The organism is Chryseobacterium sp. JJR-5R (assembly GCF_034047335.1).
Classification (GTDB): domain Bacteria; phylum Bacteroidota; class Bacteroidia; order Flavobacteriales; family Weeksellaceae; genus Chryseobacterium.
On sequence record NZ_CP139137.1, the window covers coordinates 432,401 to 457,008 of the forward strand.

The 24,608-nt window shown below is 37.4% G+C and carries 38 protein-coding genes; 37 read left to right on the forward strand and 1 reads right to left on the reverse strand.

Features of this window, described 5'->3' with window-relative positions; genetic code table 11:
- Positions 1-223: 223 nt before the first annotated feature.
- The 29 genes from rplC to SD427_RS02145 all read left to right on the forward strand — a co-directional run bounded on the left by rplC (position 224) and on the right by SD427_RS02145 (position 15,056).
- Positions 224-850, forward strand: coding sequence for a 50S ribosomal protein L3 (rplC, locus tag SD427_RS02005; protein ID WP_027381302.1), 627 nt, complete (start codon positions 224-226; stop codon positions 848-850).
- Positions 841-1,470, forward strand: coding sequence for a 50S ribosomal protein L4 (rplD, locus tag SD427_RS02010; protein ID WP_034678010.1), 630 nt, complete (start codon positions 841-843; stop codon positions 1,468-1,470). Before rplC ends, rplD begins: the two co-directional genes overlap by 10 nt.
- Positions 1,471-1,473: 3 nt before the next feature.
- Positions 1,474-1,764, forward strand: a complete 291-nt coding sequence (gene rplW / locus SD427_RS02015) for a 50S ribosomal protein L23 (RefSeq protein ID WP_055987507.1) — start codon at positions 1,474-1,476, stop codon at positions 1,762-1,764.
- Between the two features lie 22 nt (positions 1,765-1,786).
- Positions 1,787-2,608, forward strand: coding sequence for a 50S ribosomal protein L2 (gene rplB, locus SD427_RS02020; protein WP_320559655.1), 822 nt, complete (start codon positions 1,787-1,789; stop codon positions 2,606-2,608).
- A 2-nt stretch (positions 2,609-2,610) separates the two neighbouring features.
- A complete protein-coding gene (gene rpsS, locus SD427_RS02025) occupies positions 2,611-2,889 on the forward strand; it encodes a 30S ribosomal protein S19 (protein WP_027387215.1) in 279 nt (92 codons plus the stop codon).
- A gap of 2 nt (positions 2,890-2,891) precedes the next feature.
- Entirely contained in the window at positions 2,892-3,290 is a 399-nt protein-coding gene (gene rplV / locus SD427_RS02030) for a 50S ribosomal protein L22 (protein ID WP_027387214.1), read from the forward strand.
- Between the two features lie 8 nt (positions 3,291-3,298).
- Complete coding sequence (gene rpsC / locus SD427_RS02035; protein ID WP_320559656.1) at positions 3,299-4,069, forward strand: 30S ribosomal protein S3; 771 nt, start codon at positions 3,299-3,301, stop codon at positions 4,067-4,069.
- Between the two features lie 97 nt (positions 4,070-4,166).
- Positions 4,167-4,592, forward strand: coding sequence for a 50S ribosomal protein L16 (rplP, locus tag SD427_RS02040; RefSeq protein WP_320559657.1), 426 nt, complete (start codon positions 4,167-4,169; stop codon positions 4,590-4,592).
- A 12-nt stretch (positions 4,593-4,604) separates the two neighbouring features.
- Positions 4,605-4,790, forward strand: coding sequence for a 50S ribosomal protein L29 (gene rpmC / locus SD427_RS02045; protein ID WP_320559658.1), 186 nt, complete (start codon positions 4,605-4,607; stop codon positions 4,788-4,790).
- Between the two features lie 12 nt (positions 4,791-4,802).
- A complete protein-coding gene (gene rpsQ, locus SD427_RS02050) occupies positions 4,803-5,057 on the forward strand; it encodes a 30S ribosomal protein S17 (RefSeq protein WP_027387210.1) in 255 nt (84 codons plus the stop codon).
- A 2-nt stretch (positions 5,058-5,059) separates the two neighbouring features.
- Positions 5,060-5,428 carry a 50S ribosomal protein L14 gene (rplN, locus tag SD427_RS02055; RefSeq protein ID WP_320559659.1) on the forward strand — a complete coding sequence of 123 codons (369 nt, stop codon included), beginning with the start codon at positions 5,060-5,062 and terminating at the stop codon, positions 5,426-5,428.
- An 18-nt stretch (positions 5,429-5,446) separates the two neighbouring features.
- Entirely contained in the window at positions 5,447-5,773 is a 327-nt protein-coding gene (gene rplX, locus SD427_RS02060) for a 50S ribosomal protein L24 (protein ID WP_320559660.1), read from the forward strand.
- A gap of 13 nt (positions 5,774-5,786) precedes the next feature.
- Positions 5,787-6,338, forward strand: coding sequence for a 50S ribosomal protein L5 (gene rplE / locus SD427_RS02065; RefSeq protein ID WP_320559662.1), 552 nt, complete (start codon positions 5,787-5,789; stop codon positions 6,336-6,338).
- Positions 6,339-6,341: 3 nt separating this feature from the next.
- Complete coding sequence (gene rpsN, locus SD427_RS02070; RefSeq protein WP_027387207.1) at positions 6,342-6,611, forward strand: 30S ribosomal protein S14; 270 nt, start codon at positions 6,342-6,344, stop codon at positions 6,609-6,611.
- 150 nt (positions 6,612-6,761) lie between these two features.
- Positions 6,762-7,160, forward strand: a complete 399-nt coding sequence (rpsH, locus tag SD427_RS02075; RefSeq protein ID WP_027387206.1) for a 30S ribosomal protein S8 — start codon at positions 6,762-6,764, stop codon at positions 7,158-7,160.
- 17 nt (positions 7,161-7,177) lie between these two features.
- Entirely contained in the window at positions 7,178-7,723 is a 546-nt protein-coding gene (gene rplF / locus SD427_RS02080; protein ID WP_320559663.1) for a 50S ribosomal protein L6, read from the forward strand.
- A 15-nt stretch (positions 7,724-7,738) separates the two neighbouring features.
- Positions 7,739-8,092 (forward strand): 50S ribosomal protein L18, encoded by a 354-nt coding sequence (gene rplR, locus SD427_RS02085; RefSeq protein WP_027387204.1) that lies wholly within the window; start codon positions 7,739-7,741, stop codon positions 8,090-8,092.
- A gap of 19 nt (positions 8,093-8,111) precedes the next feature.
- Positions 8,112-8,633, forward strand: a complete 522-nt coding sequence (gene rpsE, locus SD427_RS02090; protein ID WP_027387203.1) for a 30S ribosomal protein S5 — start codon at positions 8,112-8,114, stop codon at positions 8,631-8,633.
- 10 nt (positions 8,634-8,643) lie between these two features.
- Positions 8,644-8,820, forward strand: a complete 177-nt coding sequence (gene rpmD, locus SD427_RS02095) for a 50S ribosomal protein L30 (protein WP_029297759.1) — start codon at positions 8,644-8,646, stop codon at positions 8,818-8,820.
- Between the two features lie 19 nt (positions 8,821-8,839).
- Positions 8,840-9,289, forward strand: a complete 450-nt coding sequence (gene rplO, locus SD427_RS02100) for a 50S ribosomal protein L15 (protein ID WP_320559664.1) — start codon at positions 8,840-8,842, stop codon at positions 9,287-9,289.
- Between the two features lie 9 nt (positions 9,290-9,298).
- The gene (secY, locus tag SD427_RS02105) at positions 9,299-10,678 is read left to right on the forward strand and encodes a preprotein translocase subunit SecY (protein WP_056216926.1); all 1,380 of its coding nucleotides are present in this window, start codon (positions 9,299-9,301) and stop codon (positions 10,676-10,678) included.
- Positions 10,679-10,681: 3 nt separating this feature from the next.
- Complete coding sequence (gene infA / locus SD427_RS02110; RefSeq protein ID WP_027381317.1) at positions 10,682-10,897, forward strand: translation initiation factor IF-1; 216 nt, start codon at positions 10,682-10,684, stop codon at positions 10,895-10,897.
- A 111-nt stretch (positions 10,898-11,008) separates the two neighbouring features.
- A complete protein-coding gene (rpmJ, locus tag SD427_RS02115) occupies positions 11,009-11,125 on the forward strand; it encodes a 50S ribosomal protein L36 (protein ID WP_007839480.1) in 117 nt (38 codons plus the stop codon).
- A 9-nt stretch (positions 11,126-11,134) separates the two neighbouring features.
- Positions 11,135-11,512 (forward strand): 30S ribosomal protein S13, encoded by a 378-nt coding sequence (rpsM, locus tag SD427_RS02120; RefSeq protein WP_007839478.1) that lies wholly within the window; start codon positions 11,135-11,137, stop codon positions 11,510-11,512.
- A 12-nt stretch (positions 11,513-11,524) separates the two neighbouring features.
- Entirely contained in the window at positions 11,525-11,914 is a 390-nt protein-coding gene (gene rpsK / locus SD427_RS02125; RefSeq protein ID WP_034684858.1) for a 30S ribosomal protein S11, read from the forward strand.
- 19 nt (positions 11,915-11,933) lie between these two features.
- A complete protein-coding gene (gene rpsD, locus SD427_RS02130) occupies positions 11,934-12,542 on the forward strand; it encodes a 30S ribosomal protein S4 (protein ID WP_320559665.1) in 609 nt (202 codons plus the stop codon).
- 33 nt (positions 12,543-12,575) lie between these two features.
- Complete coding sequence (locus SD427_RS02135) at positions 12,576-13,571, forward strand: DNA-directed RNA polymerase subunit alpha (protein WP_056216932.1); 996 nt, start codon at positions 12,576-12,578, stop codon at positions 13,569-13,571.
- Positions 13,572-13,577: 6 nt separating this feature from the next.
- The gene (gene rplQ / locus SD427_RS02140; protein WP_320559666.1) at positions 13,578-14,111 is read left to right on the forward strand and encodes a 50S ribosomal protein L17; all 534 of its coding nucleotides are present in this window, start codon (positions 13,578-13,580) and stop codon (positions 14,109-14,111) included.
- A 120-nt stretch (positions 14,112-14,231) separates the two neighbouring features.
- Positions 14,232-15,056: an N-acetylmuramoyl-L-alanine amidase gene (locus tag SD427_RS02145; RefSeq protein ID WP_320559667.1), complete on the forward strand. Its 825-nt coding sequence runs from the start codon at positions 14,232-14,234 to the stop codon at positions 15,054-15,056.
- Between the two features lie 61 nt (positions 15,057-15,117).
- On the opposite strand, the gene SD427_RS02150 is transcribed toward SD427_RS02145, so the two are convergent.
- The gene (locus SD427_RS02150) at positions 15,118-15,537 is read right to left on the reverse strand and encodes a hypothetical protein (RefSeq protein ID WP_320559668.1); all 420 of its coding nucleotides are present in this window, start codon (positions 15,535-15,537) and stop codon (positions 15,118-15,120) included.
- Positions 15,538-15,704: 167 nt separating this feature from the next.
- Between SD427_RS02150 and SD427_RS02155 the strand changes: the two genes are divergently transcribed.
- The 8 genes from SD427_RS02155 (at position 15,705) to SD427_RS02190 (ending at position 24,600) form a co-directional block, all read left to right on the forward strand.
- Positions 15,705-16,337: a response regulator transcription factor gene (locus tag SD427_RS02155; RefSeq protein WP_320559669.1), complete on the forward strand. Its 633-nt coding sequence runs from the start codon at positions 15,705-15,707 to the stop codon at positions 16,335-16,337.
- Positions 16,338-16,342: 5 nt separating this feature from the next.
- Positions 16,343-17,053, forward strand: a complete 711-nt coding sequence (locus tag SD427_RS02160; protein ID WP_320559670.1) for a hypothetical protein — start codon at positions 16,343-16,345, stop codon at positions 17,051-17,053.
- 732 nt (positions 17,054-17,785) lie between these two features.
- Positions 17,786-18,478: a sensor histidine kinase gene (locus SD427_RS02165; protein ID WP_320559671.1), complete on the forward strand. Its 693-nt coding sequence runs from the start codon at positions 17,786-17,788 to the stop codon at positions 18,476-18,478.
- 134 nt (positions 18,479-18,612) lie between these two features.
- Entirely contained in the window at positions 18,613-18,942 is a 330-nt protein-coding gene (locus SD427_RS02170; protein WP_320559672.1) for a hypothetical protein, read from the forward strand.
- A gap of 23 nt (positions 18,943-18,965) precedes the next feature.
- Positions 18,966-20,228: a hypothetical protein gene (locus tag SD427_RS02175; RefSeq protein WP_320559673.1), complete on the forward strand. Its 1,263-nt coding sequence runs from the start codon at positions 18,966-18,968 to the stop codon at positions 20,226-20,228.
- Between the two features lie 305 nt (positions 20,229-20,533).
- The gene (gene eno, locus SD427_RS02180) at positions 20,534-21,826 is read left to right on the forward strand and encodes a phosphopyruvate hydratase (protein WP_320559674.1); all 1,293 of its coding nucleotides are present in this window, start codon (positions 20,534-20,536) and stop codon (positions 21,824-21,826) included.
- Between the two features lie 89 nt (positions 21,827-21,915).
- Positions 21,916-23,202 carry a citrate synthase gene (locus SD427_RS02185; protein WP_320559675.1) on the forward strand — a complete coding sequence of 429 codons (1,287 nt, stop codon included), beginning with the start codon at positions 21,916-21,918 and terminating at the stop codon, positions 23,200-23,202.
- A 483-nt stretch (positions 23,203-23,685) separates the two neighbouring features.
- The gene (locus SD427_RS02190; protein WP_320559676.1) at positions 23,686-24,600 is read left to right on the forward strand and encodes a dimethylarginine dimethylaminohydrolase family protein; all 915 of its coding nucleotides are present in this window, start codon (positions 23,686-23,688) and stop codon (positions 24,598-24,600) included.
- Positions 24,601-24,608 lie beyond the last annotated feature (8 nt).

Consider the following 24,608-nt stretch of genomic DNA (forward strand, 5'->3'; position numbering starts at 1 on the left):
CAGTTTCAAAAATAATATTAAACAACCGGACAGAATTATTTTGGAAATCACCTAATCCATTAAAAATCAAAATATTTTGCATCAAATGTTTGTCAGTTATAAATTTATTCATAAATTTGCACACTCATTTTAGGACATAGTATGCCTATATCAAACGTAGAAATTACTTCAGATTCCTTAAAATGGCGAGAAATAAAAGATAAATTTTATTATAATATAAACAATGTCAGGTATTATTGGTAAGAAAATCGGTATGACGTCTTTGTTTAACGAAGAAGGAAAAAACATTCCTTGTACAGTTATTCAAGCCGGTCCGTGCTCGGTTTTACAGGTCAGAACCGTAGAAAAGGACGGCTACAAGTCAGTTCAGTTAGGTTTCGATGACAAGAGTGAGAAGAACGTTGGTAAAGCGTTAGCTGGCCATTTCAAAAAGGCTGGTTCAGCTCCTAAAGCTAAGTTGGTAGAATTCTACAGAGAATTCGTAGACGAAGTGAAAGTAGGAGAAGAAGTGAAAGTAGATCTGTTTGCGGAAGGCGAATTTGTTGACGTAACAGGTACTTCTAAAGGTAAAGGCTTCCAGGGTGTTGTTAAAAGACACGGATTCGGAGGTGTAATGCAGGCAACTCATGGTCAGCACAACAGGCTTAGAGCTCCAGGTTCTATCGGTGCTGGTTCAGACCCTTCAAGAGTATTCAAAGGGATGAGAATGGCCGGAAGAATGGGAGGTAAGCAGGTAACTGTTCAGAACCTTCAGGTGTTAAAAGTGGATCAAGAACAAAATCTTTTAGTAGTAAAAGGTGCTGTTCCGGGAGCTAAAAATTCTTATGTAATTATCAGAAAATGGAACTAGTAGTATTAAATACATCAGGAAAAGAGACCGGAAGAAAAGTAACTCTAGACGAAACAGTATTCGGAATTGAGCCAAATCAGCACGCGGTTTACTTAGAAGTTAAACAGTACCTTGCCGCACAGAGACAAGGAACTCATAAATCTAAAGAAAGAAGCGAAATTACTGCTTCTACTAAGAAACTTAAGAAGCAAAAAGGATCCGGTTCTGCAAGATACGGGGATATCAAATCTCCGACTTTCAGAGGTGGAGGTAGGGTATTCGGACCAAAACCGAGAGACTACAGGTTCAAATTGAACAAAGCACTTAAGAGATTGGCTAAAAAATCTGTTTTATCTCAGAAAATGAGAGATAACAGCATCAGAGTTTTGGAAGATATGAGCTTAAATGCTCCTAAAACCAAAGATTTCATTACATTATTGGATGCTTTGGCATTGAACGGTAAAAAATCTTTATTCATTCTTCCTGAAGCTAACAAGAATGTGTATTTGTCTTCAAGAAACTTACCTAAAACCAAAGTAATGAACTTCAACGAAGTGAGTTCTTACGATATTGTAAATGCAGGTGAGGTTGTATTCTTCGAAGGTGCAGTTGAAAAATTCCAGGAAAATCTAAAGAAATAAGTCATGTCTATTATTATTAAACCAGTTATCTCAGAAAAGGCTAATTACCTTACGGATTTAAGAGGTTCTTATTCTTTCTTAGTTAATCCTAAGGCGAATAAAATCCAGATTAAAAAAGCTGTAGAAGCGGCTTACGGTGTAAAAGTAGCAGACGTTAATACAATGATTTATGCTCCGAAGGTTTCTTCGAAATACACTAAAAAAGGTCTTCAGGTTGGAAAGACAAACAAATTGAAAAAAGCGGTAATTAAACTTGTTGAAGGTGATGTTATCGATATTTTTGCTGTAAATTAATTATTAATTATAAATAATAGTAATGTCTGTTAGAAAATTAAAACCTATCACCCCGGGACAGAGATTCAGAGTTGTTAACAATTTTGAGGAAATTACTACCAACAAACCAGAGAAGTCTCTGACCGTTGGTATTAGTAAGTCAGGTGGACGTAACCAAACTGGTAAAATGACCATGCGTTACACCGGCGGTGGACACAAAAAGAAATACAGGATTATCGACTTCAAAAGAAACAAAGCAGATGTCGAAGCAACGGTAAAAACTGTAGAATATGATCCAAACAGAACTGCATTTATCGCTTTATTAGAATATGCTGACGGAGAGAAGAGATATATCATCGCTCCGAACGGTATTAAAGTAGATCAGAAAGTAGTTTCAGGAGAAAGCGTGGAGCCTAACGTAGGAAACGCAATGAAATTGAAAAACATTCCATTGGGTACTGTAATTTCTTGTGTTGAAATGAAGCCTGGTCAGGGTGCCATTCTAGCAAGAAGTGCGGGTTCTTCGGCTCAGCTGACTTCAAGAGACGGAAAATATGCGATTATCAAGTTGCCTTCAGGGGAATCCAGAATGATTCTTACAGAATGTATGGCAATGATTGGTTCAGTTTCTAATTCAGACCATCAGTTAACGGTATCAGGTAAGGCTGGTAGAAGCAGATGGTTGGGAAGAAGACCAAGAACAAGACCGGTAGTAATGAACCCTGTAGATCACCCGATGGGTGGTGGTGAAGGACGTTCTTCCGGAGGTCACCCAAGATCTAGAAACGGTATGCCTGCTAAAGGGTATAAAACCAGAAAGAAAAACAAAGCGTCTAACCGTCATATCATATCTAAAAGAAAATAATTATGGCAAGATCACTTAAAAAAGGACCATTCATCGCATATACTTTAGATAAGAAGGTTCAGGCAAACATAGAGTCTGGTAAGAAGACAGTTATCAAAACTTGGTCTAGAGCGTCTATGATCTCTCCGGACTTCGTAGGACAGACTATTGCTGTACACAACGGGAAATCTTTTATCCCGGTTTACGTTACAGAAAACATGGTAGGTCACAAGTTAGGAGAATTTTCTCCAACAAGATCTTTCAGGGGTCATGGTGGTAACAAAAATAAAGGTAGCAGATAATCATGGGATCAAGAAAAAGAGAAAGTGCATTAGCACGCAAATTAACAAATCAGGATGTAGTAAAAGCATTACATAATGATTGCCCGTCTTCTCCGAGAAAAATGAGATTGGTAGCTGATATCATCAGAGGGGTAGAAGTAGACAAAGCTTTATATATTCTAAAATATTCTAAGAAAGACGCCTCTAACAAGTTAGAGAAAGTCTTACTTTCAGCAATGGCCAATTGGCAGGCAAAAAACGAAGGTGCTGATATCGAAGAGGCAAACCTTATCGTTAAAGAAATTTTTGTAGACAGTGCAAGACAATTGAAGAGACTGAGACCGGCTCCGCAGGGTAGAGGGTACAGAATCAGAAAGAGATCAAACCACATTACGCTAATCTTAGGTACAAAAGAAAATTAATTCAAGGTATGGGACAGAAGACAAATCCAATTGGTAACAGATTAGGTATCATCAGAGGATGGGATTCTAACTGGTTTGGTGGTAAAAACTACGGTGACAGAATCGCTGAAGATTACAAAATCAGAAGATACCTTGAAGCTAGATTATCTAAAGGCGGTATTTCAAGAATTTATATTGAAAGAACATTAAAGTTAGTTACAGTTACAATTACTACAGCCAGACCGGGATTAATCATCGGTAAAGGAGGTCAGGAAGTTGATAAACTGAAAGAAGAGTTGAAGAAATTGACTAAAAAGGATATTCAGATCAACATCTTCGAAATCAAAAGACCTGAGCTTGATGCAGTATTGGTTGCAGACAGCATTGCAAAGCAGATCGAAAACAGAATCTCTTACAGAAGAGCTGTGAAGATGGCTATCGCAGGTACAATGAGAATGGGTGCTGAAGGTATCAAAGTTCAGATCTCTGGTAGATTGAACGGTGCTGAAATGGCAAGAAGCGAATCTTTCAAAGACGGAAGAATCCCTTTGTCTACTTTCAGGGCTGATATTGATTATCACATCGGTGAGGCATTAACTCAGTACGGAAAGCTAGGTGTTAAAGTTTGGATCATGAAAGGTGAAGTTTACGGTAAAAGGGAACTTTCTCCTCTAGTGGGACAACAGAAAAAAGGAGGTCCTTCAGGAGACAGAGACAGAAGAGATAACAGAGGAGGAGGCGACAGAAGAGACAACAGAGGACCTAGAAAAAACAATAACAATAATAACAATAATAATTAAAAATTTTAGATAGAAATTTTGAATTTTAAATTACCGTTACTTTTTTAAAATAAGAAAAATCTAAAATCTAAAATCTAAAATCTAAAATTTAGAAATTATGTTACAACCAAAAAGAACCAAATTCCGTAGAGTTCATAAGATGAAGATGAAGGGGAGTGCCCAGAGAGGCAGTCAACTTGCTTATGGAACTTTCGGGATCAAGGCGACAGAAGGTGCTTGGATCACTGCGAGACAAATTGAAGCTGCGCGTATTGCTGCAACAAGATATATGAAGAGAGAAGGTCAGCTATGGATCAAAATCTTCCCGGATAAGCCAATTACCAAGAAGCCAGCCGAAGTAAGGATGGGTAAAGGTAAAGGTGCCGTGGAATATTGGGTAGCTGTAGTAAAGCCGGGTAAAATTATGTTTGAAATCGGAGGCGTGCCTTACGAGATCGCAAAGGAAGCCCTAAGGCTTGCTGCACAGAAACTGCCGGTAGTTACCAGATTCATCGTTGCTAACGATTTTGTTAAACCCCTTTAATCTTTGTATACAATGAAAAAAGCTGATATTAAAAATTTAAGCGCGGGTGATCTTAAAGCTCAACTCACTGAAGCAAAAGCTCAATATTCAAAATTGAAATTGGCACATGCAATCAGCCCAGTTGAAAACCCGATCCAAATCAAAGATTTGAGAAAAACAATCGCTAGACTAAATACTGAGTTAACTAACAAACAATAATTTCATTTTACAATGGATAGAAATTTAAGAAAAGAAAGAATCGGAGTGGTTTCCAGCAATAAAATGGAAAAAACTATTGTTGTTAGCGAAACTACCAGAGTAAAGCACCCGATGTACGGTAAATTCGTTTTGAAAACGAAAAAATATACTGCACATGACGAAAACAACGAATGCACAGAGGGCGATACAGTTCTGATCCAGGAAACGAGACCGATGAGCAAGAGCAAGAGATGGAGATTAGTAAGAATCATTGAAAAAGCTAAGTAATAATGTTACAAACAGAATCAAGATTAAAAGTTGCTGATAACACAGGTGCTAAAGAAGTATTGGTTATCAGAGTTCTGGGAGGAACCAGAAGAAGATATGCTTCAGTTGGTGATAAAATCGTTGTTACTATCAAAGATTCCACACCATCAGGAAATGCAAAGAAAGGTCAGGTATCTAAAGCTGTCGTAGTAAGAACTAAAAAAGCGGTAAGGAGAAAAGATGGTTCATACATCAAATTCGAAGACAACGCTTGTGTATTGCTTAACGCAGCAGGAGAAATGAGAGGAACCCGTGTTTTCGGACCGGTTGCCCGTGAGTTGAGAGACAGAGAATATATGAAAATCATTTCATTAGCTCCTGAAGTACTTTAATATTTAAAATTCAAAAAAATGTCAAAGTTAAAAATAAAAAGAGGAGATAACGTAATCATTACCACAGGTAAAAAAGATATCAAAGGTAAAACGGGTGAAGTTATTGAAGTGATCAAAAAAGAAGGAAAAGACCCGAGAGTTATTGTAGCAGGACTTAACATCGTTAAAAAACACGTTAAGCCTTCCGCTTCAAACCCTCAAGGAGGAATTACTGAAAAAGAAGCTTCTATTCATATCTCAAACATAGCTTTAGTGGGTAAAGACGGTAAAGCAATCAAAGTAGGTTACAAAACCGAAGGAGATAAGAAAGTAAGAATCGATAAAAAAACGGGTGAAACTTTATAATTTTAAATAACACATGGAATATATAGCAAGACCCAAGAAAGCATATAAAGAAACAATTGTTCCTGCAATGATGGAAGAATTTGGGTACAAGTCGGTAATGCAGGTGCCTAAATTGCAAAAAATCATCCTTTCCCAAGGATTAGGTGATGCCACTGCAGACAAAAAGATCATTGATTATGCTGTTGAAGAGCTTACCAATATCACCGGCCAAAAGGCTGTTGGTACCATCTCTAAGAAAGATGAGGCTGCCTTCAAATTGAGAAAAGGAATGCCGGTAGGAGCTAAAGTTACTTTAAGAGCACATAAAATGTATGAGTTCTTGGACCGATTAACTTCTTCTGCATTGCCGCGTATCAGAGATTTCTCTGGAATCAAAGCTGACGGTTTTGACGGTAGAGGTAACTACAACTTAGGAATTACTGAGCAAATCATTTTCCCTGAGATCGTTATCGATAAAGTGAAAAAAATCCAGGGGATGGACATCACTTTCGTTACGACTGCTAAAACAGATAAAGAAGCGAAAGCATTATTAACTCACTTCGGTTTACCATTCAAAAAGAATTAAGAAATGGCTAAAGAATCAATGAAAGCGCGTGAGCGCAAGAGAGAAGCACTGGTTGCTAAATACGCTGACAAAAGAAAAGCTCTTAAAGAAGCAGGCGATTATGAAGGACTTCAGAAATTGCCGAAAAATGCTTCTCCTGTAAGATTGCACAACAGATGTAAATTAACAGGAAGACCAAGAGGTTACATGAGAACGTTCGGAATTTCCAGAGTAACTTTCAGAGAAATGGCGAACAACGGTCTTATCCCGGGAGTTAAAAAAGCCAGCTGGTAATTTATTACTCATCAAAAAATCGGGACAATTAAGTTGTCTGGATACTAGAGATACAAAAATATCAGACTGAAGTTTTCTGAAGTCTGATATTTTATTCTTCAAGTCCTTACAATACTGATTGTTCTTTAACCAATAATTTATAAAAGAAAAATGGTAACAGATCCAATTTCAGATTTCCTAACAAGAGTAAGGAACGCACAAAGCGCAGGCCACAAAGTGGTGGAAATTCCTGCATCGAAAATCAAAAAGGAGATTACTAAGATTTTATTTGATCAGGGGTATATCTTAAACTTTAAGTTTGAAGATAGCGCTGTTCAGGGTACAATCAAAATCGCTTTAAAGTACGACAAGCAAACCAACAAACCGGCTATCAAGTCTATTCAGAGAGCTTCCAGGCCAGGTTTGAGACAGTACAAAGGTTCTACGGAACTTCCAAGAGTACTGAACGGTTTGGGTATTTCTATCATCTCTACTTCCAAAGGAGTAATGACTGACAAGAAAGCTAGAGAAGAGAAAGTAGGCGGTGAAGTAATCTGCTATGTTTATTAATTTTTAATCACAGGAAAATGTCAAGAATTGGTAAAGCAATTATAACAATTCCAGCAGGAATTACCATCACTGAAAACAACGGTGTGGTAACGGCAAAAGGTCCAAAAGGAGAACTTTCCCAGGAGCTTACAGCAGGAATTACTTTGGAACAGAATGATGGTATACTTACGGTAAACAGACCATCCGAGTCTAAACAACACAAAGCGCTTCACGGTTTATACAGAGCGTTAATCGCCAACATGATCGTTGGTGTAAGTGAAGGTTTCGAAAAGAAACTGGAATTAGTAGGGGTAGGATACAGAGCATCACACACAGGTCAGAAACTTGAGTTGGCTTTAGGATTCTCTCACGGTATCGTATTGGAGCTTCCTGAGGAAGTGAAAGTAGATACATTGACTGAAAAAGGTAAAAATCCAATTATTACTTTAACGTCTTATGACAAGCAACTTCTTGGGATGGTAGCGGCGAAAATCCGTTCATTCAGAAAGCCTGAGCCGTACAAAGGAAAAGGTGTAAGATTCGTTGGGGAAATTGTTAGACGTAAAGCTGGTAAATCTGCTTAATAAATTATAAGTATTATGGCATTAAGTAAATTAGAAAAAAGAATAAGAATAAAAAGAAGAGTAAGAGGGAAAATCTCCGGATCTTCTGAATTGCCAAGATTATCTGTATATAAAAGTAATAAGGAAATTTACGCTCAGTTAATCGACGATAACAGTGGAAAGACTTTGGCTTCCGCTTCTTCCAGAGAGAAAGGAGTAGACGCTAACGGAACTAAAACTGATGTTTCTGCTGCTGTAGGCAAAGCTATTGCTGCCAAAGCCATTGCTGCAGGAATCGAAAATATAGTATTTGATAGAAACGGATTCGTATATCACGGAAGAGTGAAAGCTCTTGCTGACGGTGCGAGAGAAGGCGGACTTAAATTCTAATCATTAAATTTCGGAAAATATGTTAGGACTAGATAATATAGAAAGAGTAAAACCGGGAGGATTGGAACTTAAAGATCGTCTCGTAGCTGTTAACAGAGTAACAAAAGTAACAAAAGGAGGTAGAGCTTTCGGATTTTCTGCAATTGTTGTAGTAGGAGACGAAGCGGGAACTATCGGTTTCGGTTTGGGTAAATCTAAGGAAGTTGCTTCTGCTATTGCCAAAGCAGTAGAAGATGCTAAGAAAAACTTAGTGAAAGTTCCTGTAATGAACCATACCATCCCTCACCAGACTTCTGCCAGATATGGTGGTGCAGATATCTTCTTGAGACCTGCATCTCATGGTACAGGGCTTATCGCCGGTGGTGCGGTAAGAGCGGTACTTGAATCTGCAGGCGTTCATGACATCCTTTCAAAATCCAAAGGATCTTCAAACCCTCACAATGTGGTAAAGGCAACTTTCAAAGCATTGTTAGACATCAGAAGACCGGAAGAAATTGCAAGAATGAGAGGAGTTTCTCTAACTAAAGTGTTTAACGGTTAATCATAAAACAATGGCAACAATTAAAGTAAAGCAAGTAAGAAGCGCTATTGGCAGAACAAAAACCCAAAAGAGAACGCTTGAAGCATTAGGATTAAAGAAACTTCACCAAGTTGTAGAGCACGAAGCAACTCCTTCTATCTTAGGAATGATCGCTGCAGTTAGTCATTTACTTGAAGTTCAAAAATAATTTTAAAACAAAAATTAAAATGAATTTAAACAACATAAAACCTGCTGCAGGTTCTACATTCAATTCAAAAAGAATTGGTAGAGGACAGGGAACCGGAAAAGGAGGTACATCTACAAAAGGGCACAAAGGTCAGAAAGCAAGAGCCGGTTACTCTCAGAAAATCGGATTTGAAGGAGGTCAGATGCCTTTACAGAGAAGATTACCTAAATTCGGTTTCAAAAATGTAAACAGAAAAGAATACAGAGCGATCAACCTTGATGATATCCAGAACCTAATTGATACTAAATCTTTAACAGGAGATATTACAAAAGAAGTTTTGGTACAGAACGGTTTGGCTACCAAGAATGAAATAGTGAAAATTATGGGTAGAGGAGAATTGAAATCTGCGGTTTCAATTTCGGCTGACAAATTCACTAAATCTGCTGAAGAGCTTATTGCGAAAGCAGGTGGACAAGCAATTACCTTATAATAATAACTAATGAAAGAATTTATACAAACACTCAAAAATATTTGGAGCCTTAAAGAATTACGGGATAAAATTATCTTCACTTTAGGGATTATTCTTGTGTATAGATTCGCATCTTATATCTCACTGCCTGCAATTAACCTTGCAGAAGTGGGAGATCTCTTAGAGCATTATAAAAGTCAAGGCGGAAACAAGCAGGGAGCAGGTCTCCTTGGCTTGCTTTCGTCATTTACGGGAGGGGCTTTCAGCCATGCTTCCGTGATGGCGTTAGGAATCATGCCTTATATTTCTGCTTCTATTATTGTTCAGTTGATGGGGATGGCAATTCCTTATCTTCAGAAACTTCAGAAAGATGGAGAGTCAGGTAGAAATACATTGAATCAGATTACAAGATGGTTAACAATCGGTGTTTGTCTCGTACAGGCGCCTTCTTATTTAACCTCTATTACTCAATTGTTTTTACCATATGCTCAGTTCCAGTCTGCATATTATGTAGAGCCGAATTCTATTATGTTCTGGCTGCCAAGTATTGTTATTTTGGTTGCCGGTTCAGTATTCGCAATGTGGTTAGGTGAGAAAATTACCGACAAAGGTATCGGGAACGGTATTTCCATCCTTATTATGGTGGGGATCCTTTCAAGACTGCCTGAAGCATTCGTACAGGAAATGGCCGTGCAGAACGGAAAAGGAGGAATGGGATCGATCATGATCCTTATTGAAGTAATCTTCTGGATGCTGGTGGTTCTTCTGGCGGTGGTATTATCCGTTGCCGTAAGAAAAATACCGATTCAGTATGTAAGCAGAGCTCAGGCAAGAGGAGGTGTCAACAGAAATCTTATGCAGGGAGCAAGACAGTGGATTCCATTGAAAGTGAATGCTGCCGGTGTAATGCCGATCATCTTTGCCCAGGCATTGATGTTCGTACCGGGATTATTAACGAAAGTAGATGAATCAAACACTTTTCTTGCCGGTTTCAAGAATGTTTTCAGCTGGCAGTACAACGTATTGTTTGCGCTGCTAATTATTATCTTCTCGTTTTTCTATACTGCAATTACCATTCCGGTAAACCAAATGGCTGATGATCTGAAGAGAAACGGAGGCCTGGTACCTAAGGTAAGACCGGGAAAAGAAACCGCTGATTATTTAGATGATATTTTATCAAAAATTACCTTGCCAGGTGCAATTTTTTTATCTATCTTTGCAGTCCTTCCGGCAATTGTGCATGGAAGCTTTGTTCAGACAGATGCGTTCGCCCTATTTTTCGGGGGAACATCACTATTGATTATGGTTGGAGTAATTTTAGATACGGTTCAACAGATTAATACTTATCTGCTGAACCATCATTATGATGGCTTAATGCAGTCTAAATTATCAAGAACGACTGGATATTAATTTATGGCAAAACAAAAACATATTGAACAAGACGGCGTTATCACGGAAGCACTTTCGAACGCCCAGTTCCGTGTAGAGCTGGAAAACGGGCATATTCTTATCGCTCATATTTCCGGTAAAATGAGAATGCACTATATTAAACTTTTACCCGGAGACAAGGTAAAATTAGAAATGTCTCCCTATGATTTATCAAAAGGGAGGATCACGTTTAGATATTAAACAAATGCCAAATGGAATGCATGTTCCGTTTGGCTATTGTTAAAAAATAAACACTATCAAAATGAAATCGAAAGATTACGTTTGGCAGTTTAAAAAAATAAATATTTTCAAATGAAAGTAAGAGCATCAATTAAAAAAAGAAGTGCTGATTGCAAGATCGTACGCAGAAAAGGTGTACTGTTCGTGATCAACAAGAAAAACCCAAAATTTAAACAAAGACAAGGCTAACATTAAATTATGGCGAGAATTTCAGGTATTGATTTACCAAAAAACAAAAGAGGTGTTATCGGTTTAACTTACATCTACGGAGTCGGAAGAAGTACATCTTCAGAAATCCTTAAAGCTGCCGGTATCAGCGAAGACAAGAAAGTCAACGAATGGAATGACGATGAATTGGCTGCCATCAGAACCTATATCTCAGAAAACGTAAAAGTGGAAGGAGAATTAAGATCTGAAGTGCAATTGAACATTAAGCGATTAATGGACATAGGATGCCAACGAGGAATACGTCACAGACTAGGACTACCTTTAAGAGGCCAGAGAACGAAAAACAACTCAAGAACCCGTAAAGGAAAGAGAAAAACTGTTGCTAACAAGAAAAAAGCTAGTAAATAATCGTTAGGAATTATGGCAAAACAAAGTAAAGTAGTTAAAAAAAGAAAAGTAAAAGTTGAAGCTATTGGAGAGGCGCATATTCAGGCTTCTTTCAATAACATCATCATTTCTTTAACAAATAAAAGCGGAGAAGTTATCTCTTGGGCGTCTGCCGGTAAAATGGGTTTCAGAGGTTCTAAAAAGAATACTCCATTTGCTGCTCAGATGGCAGCCGAAAATTGCTCTAACGTAGCCCACGAAGCGGGTCTTAGAAGAGTAAAGGTGTTTGTGAAAGGTCCTGGTGCAGGTAGAGAATCTGCCATCAGAACCATCCACAATTCAGGAATTGAAGTTAGCGAAATCATTGATGTGACGCCTATGCCGCATAATGGATGTAGACCACCAAAAAGAAGAAGAGTTTAATTTTTAGAATTTACCCATTATGGCAAGATATATTGGACCTAAAACAAAGATTGCTAGAAAGTTTGGTGCTGCAATCTACGGAGATGACAAGAACTTCGAGAAAAGAAAAAACCAACCGCCAGGACAACATGGTGTTAACAAAAGAAGAGGAGCAAAGAAATCTGAATATGCTGTCCAGTTAATGGAAAAGCAGAAAGCTAAATATACTTACGGTATTTTAGAAAGACAGTTTTCCAACTTATTCGAGAAAGCACACAGAAGCAAAGGGGTAACTGGTGAAGTATTATTACAGCTTTGCGAGTCCAGATTAGATAACGTAGTATACAGATTAGGGTTTGCTAAAACAAGATCTGCTGCTAGACAATTGGTTTCTCACAGACATATTACTGTAAACGGGGAGCTGGTAAATATTCCGTCTTATTTGCTTAAAGCGGGTGATGTAATCGCCGTAAGAGAAAAGTCTAAGTCTCTTGAAGTGGTTACCGATGCATTGGCTTCCAAAGCAAATTATGAGTGGTTACAATTCAACGATGAGAAGAAAGAAGGTACCTTCATTTCTGCTCCTGAAAGAATCCAGATTCCGGAGGACATCAAGGAACAGCTTATTGTCGAACTTTACTCTAAATAATTTTTTAATCAAATTTTTGCTCAACCCAATAATATGGCAATTTTACAATTCATAAAACCCGATAAAGTAATTTTACTTAACTCTGATCAATTTAGAGGTCAATTTGAATTCAGACCACTAGAACAAGGTTTCGGGCTTACAATCGGTAATGCTTTGAGAAGAGTGTTGCTTTCTTCTCTGGAAGGTTATGCTATTTCATCTATCAAAATAGAAGGTGTAGAGCACGAATTTTCAACTATTTCAGGAGTAATCGAAGATGTTACCGAAATTATTCTTAACCTTAAGCAGGTAAGATTAAAATCTACGGCAGAAAACCAGACTAGTGAGCAGGTTGTAGCCAAGGTTTCGGGGCAGACGGTTATTACTGCTGGAGATTTAGGGAAGTCTATCAACGGATTCCAGGTGCTGAACCCGGAACTTGTGATCTGCAACCTGAACAGTGATGTAACTTTCGAAATTACTTTCAACATAGAAAAAGGAAGAGGATATGTTCCTTCTGAACAAAATAAGTCAAACAATGCACCGATCGGTACAATTGCCATAGACTCTATTTTTACGCCAATCAAGAAAGTACAATACAGCATTGAAAATTATCGTGTAGAGCAAAAAACAGACTACGAAAAACTTGTATTAGATATTGAAACTGATGGTTCCATCAGTCCTCAGAATGCTTTAACAGAAGCTTCCAAGATATTGATTTATCATTTCATGCTGTTCTCTGATGAGAGAATCACACTTGAAACGGAAGCGGTAAAAGCATCGATCCAGTACGATGAAGAAACACTTCATACAAGACAACTCCTGAAGTCTAAATTAGCAGACATGGATCTTTCCGTAAGAGCCCTGAACTGCCTGAAAGCGGCTGAAGTGGAAACCCTTGGAGAATTGGTATCTTACAGTAAGTCTGATTTGATGAAATTCAGAAATTTTGGTAAAAAATCTTTGACAGAACTAGAAGAATTAGTGCATTCAAAAGGTCTTAACTTCGGTTTCGACGTTGCAAAATATAAGTTAGACGCTGATAAATAATTAATAATGAGACACGGTAAAAAATTCAATCACTTAGGAAGAACGGCTTCTCACAGAAGTGCTTTACTTTCTAATATGGCTTGTTCTCTAATTGAGCATAAAAGAATCAACACTACTGTAGCTAAAGCAAAAGCTTTACGAGTATATGTTGAGCCCCTATTAACAAAAGCAAAAGAAGATACTACACACAACAGAAGAATTGTTTTTTCATATCTTCAGAATAAAGAAGCGGTTACTGAACTGTTCAGATCAGTAGCGCCTAAAATCGCTGAGAGAAATGGTGGGTATACAAGAATCATCAAGACAGGTTTCAGACTTGGTGATGCTGCTGATATGGCTCTTATCGAACTGGTAGACTTCAATGAGCTTTACAATCCGAATGCGGAAGAGAAAAAAGCAACAAGAAGAAGCAGAAGATCTGCAACAGCTGTTAAGAAAGAAACTGTAGCTGCTGAAGCTGAAGCTCCTGCAGTAGAAGAAAAAGCTGCTGAGCCAACTGCTCAGGCTGCTGATTCTACAGAGGAAAAAACTGAAGAATAATATTCATCAGATATAAATGCAAAACCGTTCAGATTTCTGAACGGTTTTTTTGTATCCTAAAGTGTAATTGATTTGTATCTTTAGAATGCATAAAATTGTTTTACCCAAAAAGTTGTAATCATGAAAATAGTAAATCAAAAATTATCAAAAACACTTGCTTCCGAAACAGTAATTTTTACAGCAACATCAAACAAAGGCGGCGAGATGGTCCCGGACAGCATCATCATTCATTTCACGGCCGGGCGGAGTTCAGAAAGTTCCGTGGCATGGTTCAGGGATCCCGAAGCAAAAGCATCTGCCCATATTGTTATAGACAGGGAAGGCAAGATTACCCAGATGGTTGAATTCAACCGGAAAGCGTGGCATGCAGGCGTAAGCAGGTGGGCAGACCGGTCCGGATTCAATAATTTTTCAATCGGCATTGAGCTTGACAATCCCGGAAGGCTTACTAAGGTCAATGACCGCTTTTATTCATGGTTCGGAAAAGAGTATCCGAAAGAAGTGGTGGTAGAAGCAAAGCATAAACATGAAAAGAGTATTTCTTTCTGGCATAATTTCACGGAGAAACAGATTGATTCCTGCTTCAGGATATGTAAGCTGTTAATGGAGACATACCAAATTAAAGATATTCTCGGTCATGATGATATTGCCCCGTTCCGGAAAAATGACCCGGGTCCCGCTTTCCCGATGGAAAGTTTCAGGGCAAAACTGTTCGGAAGGCATGATGATACGGGGGATATCTATAAAATAACAGAAAACAATACAAACCTGAGATCAGGTGCAGGAACAACATTCGAGAGTATGGCCAGGCTGCCTTTAAATACAGAAGTAGAATTTATAAAAAGTAAATCCGGATGGTTCTATGTCTATGTTCTTAAAACCCCTGGCAGCAGTGGAGAGCCCCTCTATGGCTGGGTCAGCGGATCTCTGCTGAAGAAATTATAACAGCGTAATAAAACATAAAGCAAAAGCCTTCATACGCATTCAGTCTGAAGGCTTTTTATATTTAAATTTTTGTTTTTACCAGTTCAACAATATTATTTCCCTGGTCTAAGATCAGGCTGTCGCCTTTCACCGTTGCTTTCATCTCCATTTTTTCGTAGATGGTTTGGTTTCCGGTAGATTCTACCTGATTCAGGATAAATGTTTTATTATTGCTTCTTACGCTCATTGTTTTTTCTTCGTAATTGAAAACCACCTTAGCAAGGCTCCCGTCAGTGGCTTTATAAACATAATCCGTTTTTATATACTTCTTTCCGTTGACATCCGTTTTGTACTGAATGGTGGAATCTATTTTTCCGTTATCAGCAAGTACGGCTCCCGAACTATCGGATTTTAATACGTTTTTATTTCCCCCTTCACTTTTTTTACAGCTTACAGTTGACAAAAGGAGTGCAGAGCTCAATATTACAAGCGCTTTTTTCATAATTTTTATTTTAATACATTATTTACTAAGGGTACTTTATTTTTTACTAAATTTAGTAAAAACAAAACCTAAAACAATAACCTGAACTCGAAACTTAAAAGATTACACAAAAGGGTAATTGATTCTGCTTTGTTTTTTCCTGACATTTGTCTTAAACAGAACTGAACATGAGCATTTCCATAGCCATTGTAGAAGACGAAAAGAACTACAACAACGCGTTGAAAAAAGTCATCAATTACCAGGATGACATGAACGTTGTTGCCCAGTTTTTTGATGGAAAGGAGGCGCTGTCGCAACTTTCTGATATTTCTCCGGATGTAGTGATGATGGATATCCAGCTGCCTGACATGCACGGAATAGAAGTCATGGAAAAACTGAGGATACATATTCCGAAAACCCATTTCATCATGTGTACCAGTTTTGAAGATGATGATAAAGTATTTAGTTCCCTTAAAGCCGGAGCCATCGGATATCTTGTAAAAGGCGAAAGCATGGATAAGATCCTTTCCTCGATCCGTGACGTCTGCAACGGCGGTGCCCCGATGAGTTTTTCCATCGCCCGGAAAGTACTCAGTCATTTTGAAAGAAAGCTGCCCGAAATAAAAGGCTTCGATGAGCTTACCGAACGTGAAAAAGAAATCCTCGAACTGTTATCCCAGGGACTGCTCTACAAAGAAATCGCCGACAAAAAATTCATCAGTATCGACACCGTAAAAAAACACGTCGGAAACACCTACAGAAAACTTCACGTCAACAATAAAGTGGAGGCTATTAATAAATTTAATTATTTTAAAAACTAAAAATTATGCAGAATCTCAAATCAAATCTCACCCATGCTGAAATAAAATTAAGTATGATTGAAGACATTTTACAAATGGATTTCAATGAGGCCAATCAGAAAAATTTAAATGAAGTGTTTTATTCATTTATTGATATTAATGAAGAAATTGATAGCGATACGGCAGAAATAGAATTAAAAAATATGGATTTTTTCTCAATATTAGGAATGCCTACATCTTTTTTGATCGAAAATATAGAAGTAACTTTTAAAGAAAACGTCTTTTGGTGCGACTATATTCATATTTATTTTATCAAAGATAATGACGAATTTACTCTTTTATTTAGATTCAATACAACTGAAGATAATGAAGATGAAACCAATGTGAATTTTGGAGCTGGTGAAAGACTCTACATTTTAAAGAATAAGAAATTATCTGGAATTTCAAATACAGAAGCGAAAAGGTATATAGAAAATTTTAAAAATTTTTATAACAGTTTAAGCTTTGACATTACTAGATCTGATTACACACAATACATAACTTTTGATTATTCAAAAGTAAGAAGGAATTTTAAGCAATTTCCCGAAGTAACACAATTATTGACTGCTGCAAAAAATGACCCTGATAGTGGATTGTTACGTTTAAATATTATTCTTCAGATCGATAGAATATATTGTAAAAATCCTAGAACCCCTGAAAATGATGTTTTTTATAATATTGGAAATATGCAGCCATAATGTATTCTAACATACAGTTAATCTATTTGATAATTTTATTTCTTGTTGCTACTTATTCTATTTTCTTATGTAAAAATGGAAAGGAGCAACAGGAATTTCTGTGTATTTATCTGAGTATAACATTTTGCTTAGAATGTATGATGTACATATTTCAGATGTATTTTAAAAGTAGTGCGGACTTTGACTTTATGTATAATATTTATATTCTTTTTTGCGCGATTTTTTTTCTGATGTATTTTAATAAAAAACAGGGAAGAGCATTGAAGAGAATAAATAATATTGTTTTCTTGGTTTTTTCACTTATCTATGTTTTTTTTATAATTAAGAATCATAAAGAAATTAGTCAGGTAATAGGTATTTCTTTTGCTCTTATCTATATCATTTACAGTCTAATCTGGTTTTACAGTAAAATAAAAGATCCAAATTTAAATAGTATTGCGAATGATCCTAAATTCTGGGTTTCATGCGGGCTACTGTTTTGGGGCGTTTTTTTTATCTTAAGAATTATTCCGAGATATTTATTTAATGAAGTAGATCGTGAGATTCTAATTGTTTCTCAGTCATTCTTTTTTGTAATCAACATCTTTTTTTATGTTTCTTTTTTTATTTCATTATTAAAATACAGGAAAAGATATGATGAATGAAGAAGACCTAAATGAAATAAAGCTCACATATATTATCATCACAATTGTAATGTCATTTTTCGTGATATTTATAATATTTGTTGTCCTTATGTATAACCGCAAACAGCTCATTTACCTCAAAGAAAAACAACTCAAAGAAGCCGAGCACCAAAACCAGCTTCTCCAAAAGGAACTCGAAAAGCAAAAGCTGGTCGAAAAAGAACGCGAGCGGATTTCCCACGATATGCACGATGATCTCGGGGCCGGGATTTCGGCATTAAAGCTTCAGGCGGAATTTTTGAGACAGCGGGCAGAAGATCAGGATTTAATAAGTGATATTGATGAGCTTTTGAAAACATCCGAAGAAATGAATATTTCTATGAGGGAAATGCTCTGGAGCCTGAATTCAGGAAATGATACCCTGGGAAGTTTCATAGACTATTCTAAAATGTATGCCCGGAATTTCCTTAAGAAGACAAATATTCAGCTGAGTATAGAGGATGAAAACATAATTTTTGAAACAGTCATCACCACAGAACAGAGACGGAATTTATTTTTATGTTTAAAGGAAGCCCTTAATAATGCTTACAAACACAGTCAGTCTGATCAACTAAAACTGTCGTTTATACAAAAAGATAAAGAATTCATGATGAAAGTTTCCGATAACGGAATCGGGATCCGTCATGACCAACCCGAGGGAAACGGACTTCGGAACATGAAAGGAAGAATGAAAGAACAGAATGGCCAATGCGAAATAACAACCGAAAACGGGACCCATCTTTTTTTCCGGATTGATTTATAATCACTTTTTCCAGCTTAATATAACAGCATCATTTCTAATGGTGCTGTTTTTTGTTGCAGAATCACCCGTTTGGGTAATTGACATGCAACTGTTTTAAGGGCAACTTTGAAGTATTAATTTTAAAATCAATAAACATGAAAACCCCAATTGATAACACATTTGAAGGCTTTAAAGTAGCATTAAAAAATGATCCTGATTTACAGAAGAAATTTCAGGAAGATCCTGTAAAAGCAGTAGAAACCATTGTGACGAAAAATCCAATAGAAACAGATTCCTGGATTTACAGAATAATTGTCATATCACTCGGATTGGCTGTTCTCACCATTGTTGTAACACTTACCATAATGTCAATGAAAGATGGAAATCAAATAAATGCACAGGTAATTACAATTTTCACAGCTATTTCATCAGGAGCAATTGGTGCATTAGCCGGACTTCTGGCACCGTCACCAGGTAAAAATTAAATAATAACTGTAAAATTTACATTATGAAAAATCTATTATTCTTTTTATTCATGGCACTTTCATCTTTGGTAAGTGCGCAGAAAACAAAAGTGTTGGTTGTGGATTTAGGAGCTCCCAACGAAACTTCGGTTACTTTTGAAAAATGCAAAGAATTTGATGGGAAATCCTGTAGGGAATGTCCTGAATCAAAGTGGCTTTCTGTAAGATCCCGTGAATTAATTGCTTTGAAATTAATAAATGGCAATCCGCTTAAGTACAATTATACCATAAGTGGAGTGCCGGTAACTTTTTTTATGAATTATAACGCAAAGAATGAATTACCTCCAGTAGACTCTGTAGCAAACAAAAAGATAGAATTAACATATGAATTTAGTTATAAGAGTTTGCTTAAAAAAAATGAAAATTTGAGACAAGATTTATTTCGTTTAAATATTTTTATAGATAATTTTAAGTTGAAAAGCACCAATAAGGAAAGCTTGGGCGCAGGCTTCGTCAAGACCAGAGATTCCTTGTTTATCAAGTTAAAAACGTTAAATCTTGAAGCAGAACTGAATCATTCTTCTTTTGAAAAGGGAATATATACATTTACATCAGACCAGGAAAAGGTTATAGAAAATATCATAAAAGAAAACATTGATAAATCACAAGAAATGCTGAAATTTTTTGAGAAAAAATATTTCTTTAAAAACGATTTCTATACGCTTCCTATAGATATTCAGGGGAAAAATGCAGATGCCATTGAATTTACGATTAAAAGATTTAACAAAGAAACTAATCAAGAAGATGAAGCATTCACCGGAAAATATAAAGTATGGATTACCGGTGGTTTAAAGATAGATTTAAGCGCAGGGGTTTTCCTTACCAGTCTTTTTGACAGGCAATATGAAACAAGAGATGCGATCTCCGGTACCACCTTAAAAAACATCTCTTTGAAAAACCATGGGCAGTATGACTTTGCATTTGGGTCTACTATTAATACCAATTTCAGGTTAAATTCTTGGATCCAGCCTCAAATTAACTTTGGAGCAATCTTTACCCAGAACCAAAAGTTTCAAATGATTTTAGGAGCTGGTGCTATCTTGGGACGGGAAGAAAGATGGATCTTATCCGGCGGATTAAGCATGGGTGTTGTAGATCGTCTGGCAGACGGCTTCCAGAATGACGGAAGTTATGACCTGGGTGCCAGTGGGCAGATTCCTATGGTAAAACAGTTCAAATTCGGACATTTCATCGGGATCACCTACAACCTTTCAAAAGGTAATACCATTTCTATGAAACCACAGTAATCATGATTAATATTCATAACAATAATCTGTAACCCAAATGATTTGTCCTATGATCAGATGCTGGAAAACCTTCAGGTGAAGAAATAATTATCTGTAAGAGTTGTAGATCTTAGGACTTGTAAAATTACAGTTTCAAAATTTTGTAACGATGAAAGGAGGAAAATATTTTTTTGCACCCTCTCTGTATTATTTAAAAAATATTAAAATTAACTAAAATTTAACTCACAATCATACCATAAAACACCCTATAGATAGCATAACATTTTAAAAATTCATTAAATTTGTCTGAACTATAAAAAAAAACAATGAGTTACATTTCTTACATAGAAGCAAGACAGATTTTGGATTCAAGAGGAAATCCTACAGTTGAAGTGGATGTATTCACGGAAAGCGGTGCCATGGGACGTGCTGCCGTGCCTTCCGGAGCATCTACAGGAGAACATGAAGCCGTAGAACTTCGTGACGGAGGTTCAGAATACATGGGGAAAGGCGTTCTTAAAGCTGTGGAGAATGTAAGAGAAGTAATTGCTCCCGAATTGGTAGGCCTTCCCGTATATGATCAGAACCTGATCGACCGGATTATGATTGATCTTGACGGCACAAACAACAAAGGAAGCTTAGGAGCCAATGCAATTCTTGGTGTTTCTCTGGCAGCGGCAAAAGCGGCGGCAGCAGAACTGAAAATGCCTTTATACAAATACGTAGGCGGTGTGAATGCCAATACACTTCCGGTTCCGATGATGAATGTAATCAACGGAGGTTCCCACTCGGATGCACCGATTGCGTTCCAGGAATTTATGGTAATGCCGGTAAAAGCAGATTCTTTCTCTCACGCGTTGAGAAAAGGAACCGAGATTTTCCATAACCTGAAAGCCATTCTTCACTCGAGAGGCCTTTCTACGGCAGTGGGTGACGAAGGCGGGTTTGCACCGACGTTCTCCGGGACTGAAGATGCCCTGGATACTCTGCTTCAGGCCATTGAAAAAGCGGGCTACAAGCCGGGTGATGATGTCATGATCGCATTAGACTGTGCCGCTTCTGAATTCTATAAAGACGGAGTGTACGATTACAGAAAATTCCAGACGCCGGATGCCGCTCAGTTTACCAGCAGCGAGCAGGTTTCTTATCTGGCTGAACTGGCCAATAAATATCCGATTATCTCTATTGAAGACGGAATGCAGGAAAATGACTGGGAAGGCTGGAAAATGCTGACCGATAAAATCGGGGACAGGGTACAGCTGGTTGGGGACGATTTATTCGTAACCAATGTTGAAAGACTGGCAAGAGGAGTGAAAGAAGGCATTGCCAATTCAATCCTTGTGAAAGTAAACCAGATCGGTTCCCTTTCTGAAACCATGGCAGCCGTACAGATGGCTCAGCATAACAAGTTTACATCAGTGATGTCTCACAGATCAGGTGAAACCGAAGATTCTACCATTGCAGACTTAGCCGTAGCCATGAACTGCGGACAGATCAAAACAGGATCCGCTTCAAGATCAGACAGGATGGCAAAATACAACCAACTGTTGAGAATTGAAGAAGCTTTAGGTGAAACGGCAGTTTTCCCGGGCCTTGATGCTTTTAAAATCAAGAGATAATTCATCGAATTTATAAATAACGGCAAGCGAAATTTTTAGTTTGCCGTATTTTGTAATAAGTAGTATATTTAAAAAAAATAAATTAAATAATGTCAGACAACAAAGTAATATTGAATTACGATGGTAATTCATATGAATATCCAATCGTAGACAGTACGATCGGAGACAGAGGAATCGATATTTCAAAATTAAGGGACCAGACAGGGTTGATCACTTTAGATTTAGGGTATAAAAATACCGGTGCTACCCTTAGCGAAATCACTTACCTGGATGGTGATAAAGGAGAATTGTTCTACAGAGGATATCCAATTGAGCAGATTGCGGAGAAATCCAACTTTACAGAAGTGATGTACCTTTTATTACACGGTGATTTACCTACTTCAGATCAATTCAATACCTTTGACGGTAACATCAAAAAATATAACTTCGTAGCAGAGGAGATGAAAAAAATCATCGATGCTTTCCCTCGTTCTGCTCACCCAATGGGAGTTTTATCTTCTTTAACTTCCGCATTAACGGCCTTTAATCCAAAAGCGGTTAATGTTAATTCCAAAGAAGAAATGGATCTTGCTGCCGAATTGCTGATTGCTAAATTTGCTCATCTTGCTGCCTGGACATATAGAAAAACATTAGGTTTACCGTTAAACCACGGAGATAACAACCTGAATTATGTAGAGAATTTCTACAAAATGGCTTTCAGACAGCCGAATGCTGATTTCGAAATCAATCCGGTTGTAGTTGGGGCTTTAGATAAATTATTGATCCTTCACGCGGATCACGAGCAAAACTGTTCTACTTCTACAGTAAGAATGGTTGGTTCTGCCCACACAGGTCTTTTTGCTTCAGTTTCTGCAGGGATTTCTGCACTTTGGGGTCCGCTTCACGGTGGTGCAAACCAGGCAGTTATCGAGATGCTTGAATTGATTGAAAAAGATGGTGGAGACGTTAACAAATGGGTTGAAAAAGCGAAAGATAAAAACGACAGCTTCCGTTTGATGGGCTTCGGACACAGAGTTTACAAAAACTTTGACCCGAGAGCGAAAATCATCAAAAAAGCTGCTGACGATCTGTTAAGCGCATTGGGAATCGAAGACAAAGCGCTTGATATTGCCATGCAGCTGGAAAAAGTAGCACTTGAAGACGAATACTTCATCGAAAGAAAATTATATCCGAACGTAGATTTCTATTCAGGAATCATCTACAGAGCGTTAGGAATCCCTACAGAAATGTTCACGGTGATGTTTGCATTGGGAAGACTTCCGGGATGGATCGCCCAGTGGAAAGAAATGAGACTGAAAGGAGACCCGATCGGAAGACCGAGACAAGTATACCAGGGAGCTCAGCAGAGAGACTATATCGACATGGTAAACAGATAAATAAAATAAACAGTATTAGTGTTTACATAATAAAAAATCCCAAAGCTTGCTTTGGGATTTTTTATTGTAATAATGCAGACAGCTGATGCAAAGCCTCAAATCTTCTCGAACTTTTGAGTACGATCATTTTAATCATTTTTTCTGTTGAAATTATATATACTCTTGAACACGAAATTTTTCTTATTTATGATTTGTATATCTGATTATTAGTTATTCAATATTGATTTTCATATGAAGTTATTTTATCTATAAGGGAAATTTAGAATCATGTGATCATATTTTATATAAATTATACGGTTTGGATAAATTATCTGCAAATAAACTTTTGACAGCAAGAAAAATTTAATATTTACCGGATACATATTGTTAACGAACTGCAGGATAGATTATTCCCAGAATGCAGGTGAATTACATCCCTAAAAGCAGCCTAAAAGTTTCCCAGATACAGACCTTTACTTATATTTGCAATATTGCATAACCTTTATGAAACTAAATATAAAAAACGAAACAGGAAGGCTTAAATCAGTGGTTTTAGGACAGCCTAATTCGCTGGGAGGAATTCCTGCACTTGAGGAAAGTTACGATGCCAAATCCTATCATTCCATAGAAAACAGCATCTATCCCAAAGAAGCGGAGATTATTAATGAAATGAATGCTTTTGAAGCTGTTTTAAAAAAATACGGTGTAGAAGTACTGCGCCCGAGTATTATTGAAAACTACAACCAGGTTTTTGCAAGGGATGTGGCTTTTGTAATCGACGATAAAATGATTATTTCCAATGTCATCGCAGACAGGGCTGATGAGCAGGATGCCTACAAAAGCATTTTTGAAAAAGTGAAATGGAGGGATATCATCAATCTTCCCGAGACGGCACATATAGAGGGAGGAGATGTGATTGTCTGGGGCAATTTCTTATTTATCGGCACGTGCTTCAGTGAAGATTACAGGAACTACAAAACGGCAAGGACCAATGAATACGCCATCGAAATCCTTAAAGAATATTTCCCTAAAAAACGGATCATTGACCTCGAGCTTAAGAAAAATGACAAAATCCCGTACGAAGGCATCCTGCATCTGGACTGTACCTTCAATCCGGTAGGACAGGACAAGTGTATCATCTATAAAAACGGTTTTGTGGATGAAAGCGATTATCATCTGATCATCGATATTTTCGGGGAAGAAAATTGTTTCCATGTAACAGACGAGGAAATGTTTGAAATGTTCCCGAATATCTTTTCTATTTCCCCTGAAATTGTAGTTTCAGACAAAGCTTTTACAAGGATGAACAACCATCTGAGAAATGAATGGGGAATGACAGTAGAAGAAATCCCTTACCGGGAGATTTCAAAAATGGGAGGATTGCTGAGATGTTCCACAATGCCTTTGGTGAGAGAATAGAATAACAG

Bases quoted from the DNA above. Each gene is read 5' to 3' on its own strand.
- SD427_RS02145 (WP_320559667.1), top strand. From the start codon at position 14,232: ATGAAAATAGTAAATCAAAAATTATCAAAAACACTTGCTTCCGAAACA.
- rplP (WP_320559657.1), top strand. From the start codon at position 4,167: ATGTTACAACCAAAAAGAACCAAATTCCGTAGAGTTCATAAGATGAAG.
- rplX (WP_320559660.1), top strand. From the start codon at position 5,447: ATGTCAAAGTTAAAAATAAAAAGAGGAGATAACGTAATCATTACCACA.
- SD427_RS02150 (WP_320559668.1), bottom strand. From the start codon at position 15,537: ATGAAAAAAGCGCTTGTAATATTGAGCTCTGCACTCCTTTTGTCAACT.
- rpsD (WP_320559665.1), top strand. From the start codon at position 11,934: ATGGCAAGATATATTGGACCTAAAACAAAGATTGCTAGAAAGTTTGGT.
- rpmJ (WP_007839480.1), top strand. From the start codon at position 11,009: ATGAAAGTAAGAGCATCAATTAAAAAAAGAAGTGCTGATTGCAAGATC.
- rplV (WP_027387214.1), top strand. From the start codon at position 2,892: ATGGGATCAAGAAAAAGAGAAAGTGCATTAGCACGCAAATTAACAAAT.
- rplO (WP_320559664.1), top strand. From the start codon at position 8,840: ATGAATTTAAACAACATAAAACCTGCTGCAGGTTCTACATTCAATTCA.
- rpsE (WP_027387203.1), top strand. From the start codon at position 8,112: ATGTTAGGACTAGATAATATAGAAAGAGTAAAACCGGGAGGATTGGAA.
- rpsQ (WP_027387210.1), top strand. From the start codon at position 4,803: ATGGATAGAAATTTAAGAAAAGAAAGAATCGGAGTGGTTTCCAGCAAT.
- rpmC (WP_320559658.1), top strand. From the start codon at position 4,605: ATGAAAAAAGCTGATATTAAAAATTTAAGCGCGGGTGATCTTAAAGCT.
- eno (WP_320559674.1), top strand. From the start codon at position 20,534: ATGAGTTACATTTCTTACATAGAAGCAAGACAGATTTTGGATTCAAGA.
- SD427_RS02190 (WP_320559676.1), top strand. From the start codon at position 23,686: ATGAAACTAAATATAAAAAACGAAACAGGAAGGCTTAAATCAGTGGTT.
- rpsH (WP_027387206.1), top strand. From the start codon at position 6,762: ATGGTAACAGATCCAATTTCAGATTTCCTAACAAGAGTAAGGAACGCA.
- rplC (WP_027381302.1), top strand. From the start codon at position 224: ATGTCAGGTATTATTGGTAAGAAAATCGGTATGACGTCTTTGTTTAAC.
- rplE (WP_320559662.1), top strand. From the start codon at position 5,787: ATGGAATATATAGCAAGACCCAAGAAAGCATATAAAGAAACAATTGTT.
- rpsK (WP_034684858.1), top strand. From the start codon at position 11,525: ATGGCAAAACAAAGTAAAGTAGTTAAAAAAAGAAAAGTAAAAGTTGAA.
- rplB (WP_320559655.1), top strand. From the start codon at position 1,787: ATGTCTGTTAGAAAATTAAAACCTATCACCCCGGGACAGAGATTCAGA.
- rplD (WP_034678010.1), top strand. From the start codon at position 841: ATGGAACTAGTAGTATTAAATACATCAGGAAAAGAGACCGGAAGAAAA.
- rplR (WP_027387204.1), top strand. From the start codon at position 7,739: ATGGCATTAAGTAAATTAGAAAAAAGAATAAGAATAAAAAGAAGAGTA.
- rplF (WP_320559663.1), top strand. From the start codon at position 7,178: ATGTCAAGAATTGGTAAAGCAATTATAACAATTCCAGCAGGAATTACC.
- SD427_RS02185 (WP_320559675.1), top strand. From the start codon at position 21,916: ATGTCAGACAACAAAGTAATATTGAATTACGATGGTAATTCATATGAA.
- SD427_RS02170 (WP_320559672.1), top strand. From the start codon at position 18,613: ATGAAAACCCCAATTGATAACACATTTGAAGGCTTTAAAGTAGCATTA.
- SD427_RS02160 (WP_320559670.1), top strand. From the start codon at position 16,343: ATGCAGAATCTCAAATCAAATCTCACCCATGCTGAAATAAAATTAAGT.
- rpsC (WP_320559656.1), top strand. From the start codon at position 3,299: ATGGGACAGAAGACAAATCCAATTGGTAACAGATTAGGTATCATCAGA.
- rplQ (WP_320559666.1), top strand. From the start codon at position 13,578: ATGAGACACGGTAAAAAATTCAATCACTTAGGAAGAACGGCTTCTCAC.
- rpmD (WP_029297759.1), top strand. From the start codon at position 8,644: ATGGCAACAATTAAAGTAAAGCAAGTAAGAAGCGCTATTGGCAGAACA.
- rpsS (WP_027387215.1), top strand. From the start codon at position 2,611: ATGGCAAGATCACTTAAAAAAGGACCATTCATCGCATATACTTTAGAT.
- secY (WP_056216926.1), top strand. From the start codon at position 9,299: ATGAAAGAATTTATACAAACACTCAAAAATATTTGGAGCCTTAAAGAA.
- rpsM (WP_007839478.1), top strand. From the start codon at position 11,135: ATGGCGAGAATTTCAGGTATTGATTTACCAAAAAACAAAAGAGGTGTT.
- rplN (WP_320559659.1), top strand. From the start codon at position 5,060: ATGTTACAAACAGAATCAAGATTAAAAGTTGCTGATAACACAGGTGCT.
- SD427_RS02165 (WP_320559671.1), top strand. From the start codon at position 17,786: ATGTATAACCGCAAACAGCTCATTTACCTCAAAGAAAAACAACTCAAA.
- infA (WP_027381317.1), top strand. From the start codon at position 10,682: ATGGCAAAACAAAAACATATTGAACAAGACGGCGTTATCACGGAAGCA.
- rpsN (WP_027387207.1), top strand. From the start codon at position 6,342: ATGGCTAAAGAATCAATGAAAGCGCGTGAGCGCAAGAGAGAAGCACTG.
- SD427_RS02135 (WP_056216932.1), top strand. From the start codon at position 12,576: ATGGCAATTTTACAATTCATAAAACCCGATAAAGTAATTTTACTTAAC.
- rplW (WP_055987507.1), top strand. From the start codon at position 1,474: ATGTCTATTATTATTAAACCAGTTATCTCAGAAAAGGCTAATTACCTT.
- SD427_RS02175 (WP_320559673.1), top strand. From the start codon at position 18,966: ATGAAAAATCTATTATTCTTTTTATTCATGGCACTTTCATCTTTGGTA.
- SD427_RS02155 (WP_320559669.1), top strand. From the start codon at position 15,705: ATGAGCATTTCCATAGCCATTGTAGAAGACGAAAAGAACTACAACAAC.